General features: G+C 33.3%; 10 protein-coding genes. 6 read left to right on the top strand and 4 right to left on the bottom strand.

What is annotated here, in order from left to right; translation table 11 throughout:
* The first annotated feature begins 276 nt into the window (after positions 1-276).
* The 3 genes from BG20_RS01205 to BG20_RS01200 are packed head-to-tail and all read left to right on the top strand — an operon-like array spanning position 277 to position 2583.
* Entirely contained in the window at positions 277-513 is a 237-nt protein-coding gene (locus BG20_RS01205) for a hypothetical protein (protein ID WP_010189844.1), read from the top strand.
* 41 nt (positions 514-554) lie between these two features.
* A complete protein-coding gene (locus BG20_RS12940; protein WP_238527434.1) occupies positions 555-1103 on the top strand; it encodes a thioredoxin domain-containing protein in 549 nt (182 codons plus the stop codon).
* Between the two features lie 7 nt (positions 1104-1110).
* A complete protein-coding gene (locus BG20_RS01200; RefSeq protein WP_238527433.1) occupies positions 1111-2583 on the top strand; it encodes a thioredoxin domain-containing protein in 1473 nt (490 codons plus the stop codon).
* Here the strand turns inward: BG20_RS01200 and BG20_RS01195 are convergent.
* Both BG20_RS01195 and BG20_RS12935 read right to left on the bottom strand, forming a co-directional pair.
* The gene (locus BG20_RS01195; protein ID WP_010189842.1) at positions 2580-2900 is read right to left on the bottom strand and encodes a hypothetical protein; all 321 of its coding nucleotides are present in this window, start codon (positions 2898-2900) and stop codon (positions 2580-2582) included. The two genes, BG20_RS01200 and BG20_RS01195, sit on opposite strands and share 4 nt — an antisense overlap.
* A 163-nt stretch (positions 2901-3063) precedes the next feature.
* Positions 3064-3258, bottom strand: a complete 195-nt coding sequence (locus tag BG20_RS12935) for a hypothetical protein (RefSeq protein WP_010189840.1) — start codon at positions 3256-3258, stop codon at positions 3064-3066.
* 189 nt (positions 3259-3447) lie between these two features.
* Between BG20_RS12935 and BG20_RS01185 the strand changes: the two genes are divergently transcribed.
* On the top strand, positions 3448-3903 hold the full coding sequence (locus BG20_RS01185; RefSeq protein ID WP_010189838.1) for a hypothetical protein: 456 nt from the start codon (positions 3448-3450) through the stop codon (positions 3901-3903).
* A gap of 20 nt (positions 3904-3923) precedes the next feature.
* Here BG20_RS01185 and BG20_RS01180 read toward each other — a convergent pair whose 3' ends face one another.
* On the bottom strand, positions 3924-4415 hold the full coding sequence (locus BG20_RS01180) for a hypothetical protein (RefSeq protein ID WP_010189831.1): 492 nt from the start codon (positions 4413-4415) through the stop codon (positions 3924-3926).
* A 2-nt stretch (positions 4416-4417) separates the two neighbouring features.
* Entirely contained in the window at positions 4418-4705 is a 288-nt protein-coding gene (locus BG20_RS01175; RefSeq protein WP_007402030.1) for a hypothetical protein, read from the bottom strand.
* Between the two features lie 95 nt (positions 4706-4800).
* On the opposite strand from BG20_RS01175, the gene BG20_RS01170 reads away from it, so the two are divergent.
* Together BG20_RS01170 and BG20_RS01165 are read left to right on the top strand one after the other, a co-directional pair.
* Positions 4801-6405: a cation:proton antiporter domain-containing protein gene (locus tag BG20_RS01170; protein WP_010189829.1), complete on the top strand. Its 1605-nt coding sequence runs from the start codon at positions 4801-4803 to the stop codon at positions 6403-6405.
* 174 nt (positions 6406-6579) lie between these two features.
* Positions 6580-6764: universal stress protein (locus tag BG20_RS01165; protein ID WP_010189827.1), on the top strand; the 185-nt coding region annotated here is incomplete at its 3' end.

Raw genomic sequence — 6764 nt, 5'->3', positions numbered from 1 at the left:
TAAACTAGAGATGCAAGTAAAATAGGATCAACTGTTGATACTAGTGGTTTTGCTAATACTGATACTGAACCAAATGTTATGGCCGATACTATTGCAAATACATAGCCCAATCGTATCTGATCATATTTTTGTATCATGAATTGACTTTTGTTATTATGTCCTAGCTAAATATATCGAATTTTCATGCTTATCTGTGTCATTTTGTTCCCTGAAATACATGTGATTATTTGCATACTTATTCATTAGAAAAATAAAGAACCTATTCCATACTGAAATATGTCCAAAGATATAACCGCAGAGGATCGAGAGCGTGTAAAACTATTACAAATCATATCTAGCTCAAAAAATGAATTCAAAAAACTTACTTTGGTTCAATTAAAGAGATTGCAAGAGTTGGTAGAAAAAAAAGATTACAGCCATGATAAAAAGGCACAAAAATCCAAAGTTAAACTATTAAATAAAATCAATGTTCGAATCTACGAACTAGAAGAAGGCAAGGGAATATTCTACTAGATTCCAATTAGATACAAATAGCAAAAGGAATATTGTATGTTGTGGCAGAAAACAGACTAAAAAATGAAACTAGTCCATATCTATTACAACATGCACACAACCCAGTTGACTGGTATGCATGGAATGAAGAATCTCTAAAAAAGGCAAAAGATGAAAACAAACCAATATTTCTAAGTGTGGGGTATAGCGCATGTCATTGGTGTCATGTGATGGCACACGAATCATTTGAAAATGAAGATGTTGCAAAATTCATGAATGAGAATTTTGTAAACATCAAAGTTGACCGGGAAGAACGACCCGACCTTGATGATATCTATCAAAAAGTTTGCCAAATTGCAACCGGTCAAGGCGGTTGGCCTCTTAGTGTATTTCTAACTCCTTATCAAAAACCATTCTATGTTGGAACTTATTTTCCTGTATTGGATTCTTATGGACGTCCTGGATTTGGAAGTATCTGCAGACAACTAGCACAAGCTTGGAAAGAAAAACCAAAAGACATTGAAAAATCGGCAGATAATTTTCTTGTTGCACTTCAAAAAACAGAAACTGTCAAAAGTATCTTCAAAGTTAGACAAGATTATTTTGGATGAAGCAGCTATGAACTTGTTTCAACTTGGTGATGCCTCATACGGTGGATTTGGTTCTGCACCAAAATTTCCCAATGCCGCCAATATCTCATTTCTGTTTCGTTATGCAAAACTAACGGGACTATCAAAATTCAATGAATTTGCGCTTAAAACTCTCAATAAAATGGCTAGGGGTGGAATCTTTGATCAGATTGGTGGAGGATTTCACAGATATTCTACAGATGCAAAGTGGTTGGTTCCTCATTTTGAAAAGATGCTTTATGATAATGCCTTGATTCCCGTAAATTATGTAGAGGCATATCAAATTACCAAAGACCCATTCTATCTTGAAGTTCTAAACAAAACATTAGATTTTGTGCTACGTGAAATGACTGCAAAAAATGGTGGATTCTATTCTGCATATGATGCAGATTCTGAAGGGGTAGAAGGAAAATTCTACGTGTGGAAGAAAAGTAATATCAAAGTGATTTTGGGAGATGACGCTGATTTATTTTGTTTATACTATGACGTTACTGATGGTGGAAACTGGGAAGGTAACAACATCTTATGCAATAATATCAATATCTCTGCAGTTTCTTTTCATTTTGGAATGCCTGAAGAGAAAATCAAAAAAATTCTTACTATGTGCTCTCAAAAATTATTAAAATCTCGTTCTATGCGAGTTGCACCAGGTCTTGATGATAAGATACTGACATCTTGGAATGCATTGATGATAACTGCATTTGCAAAAGGATATGGTGTTACAGGTGACACAAAATATTTAGATGCTGCAAAAAACTGTGTTCACTTTATAGAGACAACCCTTCTCATTAATGATAAATTATTGAGAACATCAAAAAATGGAATCACAAAAATTGATGGATACCTTGAAGATTATTCTTATTTTGCAAATGCGTTGCTTGATGTATTTGAGGTTGAACCAGAATCCAAATATTTGGACCTGGCTTTAAAGTTAGGAAATTACCTCGTTGATCACTTTTGGGATTCCGAAAGTAGCAGCTTCTTTATGACATCCGATAACCATGAAAAATTAATTATTCGTCCAAAAAGCAATTATGATTTGTCCCTACCATCTGGTAATTCAGTTTCATGTAGTGTGATGCTCAGATTGTATCATCTTACTCATGATGAGAAATTCTTGAAAATCGCAACTCAAATAATGGAATCTCAGGCTCAAATTGCAGCAGAAAATCCGTTTGGATTTGGCTATCTTCTAAATACAATTTACACATACCTACAAAAACCAACTGAAATCACCATTATCAATCCTGAAAACTCTGAGATTACAAAGTTTCTTCACTCTAAATTTTTACCTGAATCTATTTTAGTTACAATACATAATAAAGAACAACTAGACAAACTTGCTAAATTTCAATTTTTTGCAGGTAAGACTTTTAGTGAAAAGACATCTGTTTTTGTTTGTAAGGATTTTACTTGCTCATTGCCTCTACAATCAATCCCTGAAATAAACTTGAATCTCTAAAGTTTTTTCAGATTTACAGCCATTACACTTCCAACCTGCGGTCTGCCCATGCTTTCATATCTTGATCTTGGCATTGTAATTGACATCTGTGCTTGTTGATAGCTGTTGATGTTGATTGTTGGTTGGGCTTGTAAAATTGCCTCCAATAATGGCATAACTTGCTCTTTTGTATCTGCATCTAATGTTTTTGAAACATTATCTATTATCATTTGTTTTTGTGAAATCGGTTCAGTTGAGACATTTTCAATTAGTGTGATTTGAATAATATGTCCGTTGTCTACTATTTGCGTAATTCTAAATTCATCAGTTGCTGACAATAATTATTGTGATATGTGATGATTTATCAACGTATTGAAAAATAGATTGCAATTACTGCAGTTGCCACTGCAGATGCCACACCCAAAACAAATATGATTTTACTTCCGTCTACTTTCATATCTTTTGATAATCTGAAATCAAATTAAACTTTGATTTTTTCTTTTAATTTGAACTAGTTTTTTGTTGATTTTCTGCAGGTTTGAGTACTGCCTTTTTTATCAAAGGTGCTCGTCTCTTGATAATCCGATTAAACTCTTTGATGTCTTCCAATCCTGGAGTTTGCTGCTGGTTTTGGTAAGCCTGTAAAAATCCAGAATATACGCAGCCTGTGATGATTCCAAACGCAGTATCTGACACTGATTCTACCTCAGGAACAAAATTTTCAGCATTTGTCTGTATGATTCTGATTCGCTAATGTAATAATCGATTAAACTGTCGATAAAGTCTTTGTTTTCTTTGGAAATTCCATTGTTTTTTCATTTATCTTTTGTTTATTTAACTCTCATTGGTAAATTGTTATTTATTTATGCTATTCATGGCTAGTTAATGTGGAAATTAGATTTAGATGACGAGTATTTTCGAATATTTGATTCTAACAAACTCATAGCAGGATATTTTGATCCTGATTATGGAGAAATATTTCCTAAAGCAAATTCGACAGAAATTATTGCTCAAATGTTAAAAAACCATGATAAAATTCCAGGAGGTTTATTGATGATTCCCCTTGTTAAATTTGGACTGTTTGATACTGATCTGGATATTGATATTGGTGAATTAGAGAGTCATGTTATTCGTGTTGGAGAACATCTAAAAAAATGGAAAGACTTTATCGCAAAAACTAACAATAATGTCCATTCCATTAGAATCTCTCACACTGATCAAGATATGCTTACAATTACATTTCCAATTGCTTTCTCTGAACCTACCCCGTTAGAGAAAAATGAAATTCTAAAAGAAATCTTTCCTACATTGGATTTGTTGCAGAAACTTGGTTTGTTGTAATTTTAAAATTCTTTTAAAGTCTATCTTAATCCTGCTTTAGCTGCATTGAATTCTGCCAACGCAGACATTTCATACTCAAATGATTCTTGTAACAATGAATCTGATCTAATATTATGCGCTTCATCGTTTGTTTTAATCCACTCAATGAACTCTTTATCACTATCTAGCTGTGCCTGTGTTGAAATCTTGAATAGTTTTACCGATGGTGCAAATGACTCTGGTGGTGTCAACCCATCATATTTTAAAATCACATCTTGCATTTTTTCAATATGTTCCTTTGAAAATTTTTCTAGTTCTTGTTGACTCATATCTCCCTCTTTCCATTGTTTTACATTTGAATCAAATTCAACTTGTAACTGCTTTACCTCGTCTTGAATTTGGGAAAGTTCGTTGCCAAATTTTAGGCCTTTTTGTCGAGTTTGATCATATGAATAATTGTAGCCAACTATGCCTAGTAAAATGGTAATGGCAATTGATGCGATGATTATATTTTGTTTCTTTGATTTTTTCAAAACTAATCTGTATAGTTCCCTTCGCCATCTAATTTTAACTCAATTGTCATAACAGTGCCGCTGATAAAGGATTCATTGCGGATAGTTCTTACTCTTGCAACATCTAGATGATAAGGCCAAATCTCAACTACGATGGCTCCGACTTTAACATTGTCTGGAGCATCTGTTAATTGAATGTCTTCTTTTTTCACTCCATGCATTTCTAAAGTGTGTAGAGCATGTTCTACTAGAGGTTCTGGATTATTGTGATTAATTGCCCACACAATTCCTTCATACTCTATTTTTTCCATTCTGAAATGAATCTAATTATCTCCTATAACAATTATTCTGTTATTTCCTAGATTGTTCGAAAGGGATAAGAGCTGAACAATTTCAAAGTCGTATAATGGTCTTTGAGGCAATTCTTTACCTCGCGGTATTGATAGTTGCAGCCAAACTATTTGGCGAATTAATGCATAGAATTCATCAACCTACAATTATTGGAAATGTTCTTGCTGGAGTGATAGTTGGTCCTGCTCTTTTTGCGCTTGTTCAACCTATTGATGAAATAGAAATCTTCACTTCAATCGGTGTATTCTTCTTATTTTTCCTAATTGGTCTTGAGGAAATTGACTTATCTGGATTATTTCGTGTAATGAGAGGAAGAATATTTGCTGGTTCCATTGCAGCATTTTTAATTCCATTTACAGTTGCGGGATTATTTGGATTATTACTTGATATGGATTTTGTTAAAGCATTTGCAATTGGAAGTGTCATTGCAGCATCTAGTCTTGGAGTTACAGCTAAGGTACTAAGTGATCTAGGAAAACTCCGCTCTGCAATTGGTCTTGAAATTTTTACCGTTACCGCAATTGTAGAATTTATAGCAATCATTCTTACTAGTGTATTGATTCAAGTTCATTCAAGTGTAGATCCTCAGGTATCTGACTTTTTCTGGCTATTTGCAAAAATGATTGTCTTCTTTGTTGTTGCAGGATTACTATCTGTCTTTGTTTTACCTAGGGTGTTCCGAGTGATAAGAAAGCACCTCTACGCTGAGCAAATTTATTTTTCAATAGTAATTGGAATCATTTTACTCGTAGCATACTTTGCAGAGATTAGTGGAATTCATGGTGCAATTGGTGCGCTTCTCTTAGGAATTGCCGTATCCAGAATGAACAAAGTGGAGTATTCTGAAATTTCAAAAAGTATCAATGTAATTGGACATGGTATTTTCATTCCAATATTCTTTGCAGGTATAGGTCTTCATTTTAGTTTCAGCTTTCTCAATCTAGACCTCTGGATAATAGCTGGCTTTCTTGGAATAATGATTGGTGTTAAATTTATTGGTTCTTACATTGCAGTTCGTATTGCAAATATGCGTCCTGCAACAACCGTAGCCTATGGCGTAATGGCCAAAGGTGCAGTAGACTTGGCATTGATGTTGTCACTGTTACAGGTTGCAATGTTGAGCGATGAATTATTTTCATTGTTGGTACTTGGAACACTAATAATTATGATAATTTCTAGTGTTGAACTACAACGTAAGTTAAAGAAAATCATTCATGTCAAAGTTGGCACACTGGAATTGGGGTTGATTCCTGTCTATTTTAGAAGAGTAGTCTCTGATGTGCCTGCAATTGCAGTAATTGTCACAGATTATCTAAAAACAACACAAAATGTAACCATCAAAGAATTTCTTGATAAAACTGAATTGGGAAAGAAGATATGTCTAGTAATGGATGAAAATAACAAACTTGTTGGAATTATCTCAAAACGTGAAATTAATAGATTCCACAAAAAGACTTTTGATGTAATAAAAATATCAGATGCAATGTATACAAAATTCCATACTGCATCTCCTGATGAGTATCTTTATTCGGTAATTCAAAAGATGAATTCTCATCCTTTTGATATCATTCCTGTAATTGATCCTAAAACTGACAGCGTAGTTGGAATTGTAACTAATCAAAGTATTATGAATTTGTTAGTAGAGTCAAAAACCAGTTAAATTTTAAATAAAATGTGATTAATTTACTCTGCTTACATCAGAACAATGTAAAAATCAAATGTATTTACACATATTTTTCAAAAATGTAGAGAAGTTATTTTATCTAATTTATTGTAGTATTGAAATTGATATTTTAGATTGGATTTAATATAGTCAATATTTTGGCTGTGTATTATGGATAAATTACATAAAATCTTAGTTCCTATAGATGGTTCAAAAAAATCCTTTGAGGCATTAGATCGAGCCTTAACATTGGCAAGCTTCACACAAGGTGAAGTTACCTGTCTTAATGTAATACCCCACGTTATCAAAGAAGGTGGACCTAGGACAAAAGCAGTAGATGCACAGATTGTTTCAGA

Origin of the sequence: Candidatus Nitrosarchaeum limnium BG20, assembly GCF_000241145.1 — an archaeon.
Taxonomy (GTDB): Archaea; Thermoproteota; Nitrososphaeria; order Nitrososphaerales; family Nitrosopumilaceae; genus Nitrosarchaeum; species Nitrosarchaeum limnae.
This window is presented reverse-complemented; position numbering and strand designations above follow the sequence as displayed.

What these genes read in the sequence shown, in the direction of transcription:
- BG20_RS01205 (WP_010189844.1), top strand. Translation starts at nt 277, where the DNA reads ATGTCCAAAGATATAACCGCAGAGGATCGAGAGCGTGTAAAACTATTA.
- BG20_RS01200 (WP_238527433.1), top strand. Translation starts at nt 1,111, where the DNA reads ATGAACTTGTTTCAACTTGGTGATGCCTCATACGGTGGATTTGGTTCT.
- BG20_RS01185 (WP_010189838.1), top strand. Translation starts at nt 3,448, where the DNA reads ATGTGGAAATTAGATTTAGATGACGAGTATTTTCGAATATTTGATTCT.
- BG20_RS01175 (WP_007402030.1), bottom strand. Translation starts at nt 4,705, where the DNA reads ATGGAAAAAATAGAGTATGAAGGAATTGTGTGGGCAATTAATCACAAT.
- BG20_RS01170 (WP_010189829.1), top strand. Translation starts at nt 4,801, where the DNA reads ATGGTCTTTGAGGCAATTCTTTACCTCGCGGTATTGATAGTTGCAGCC.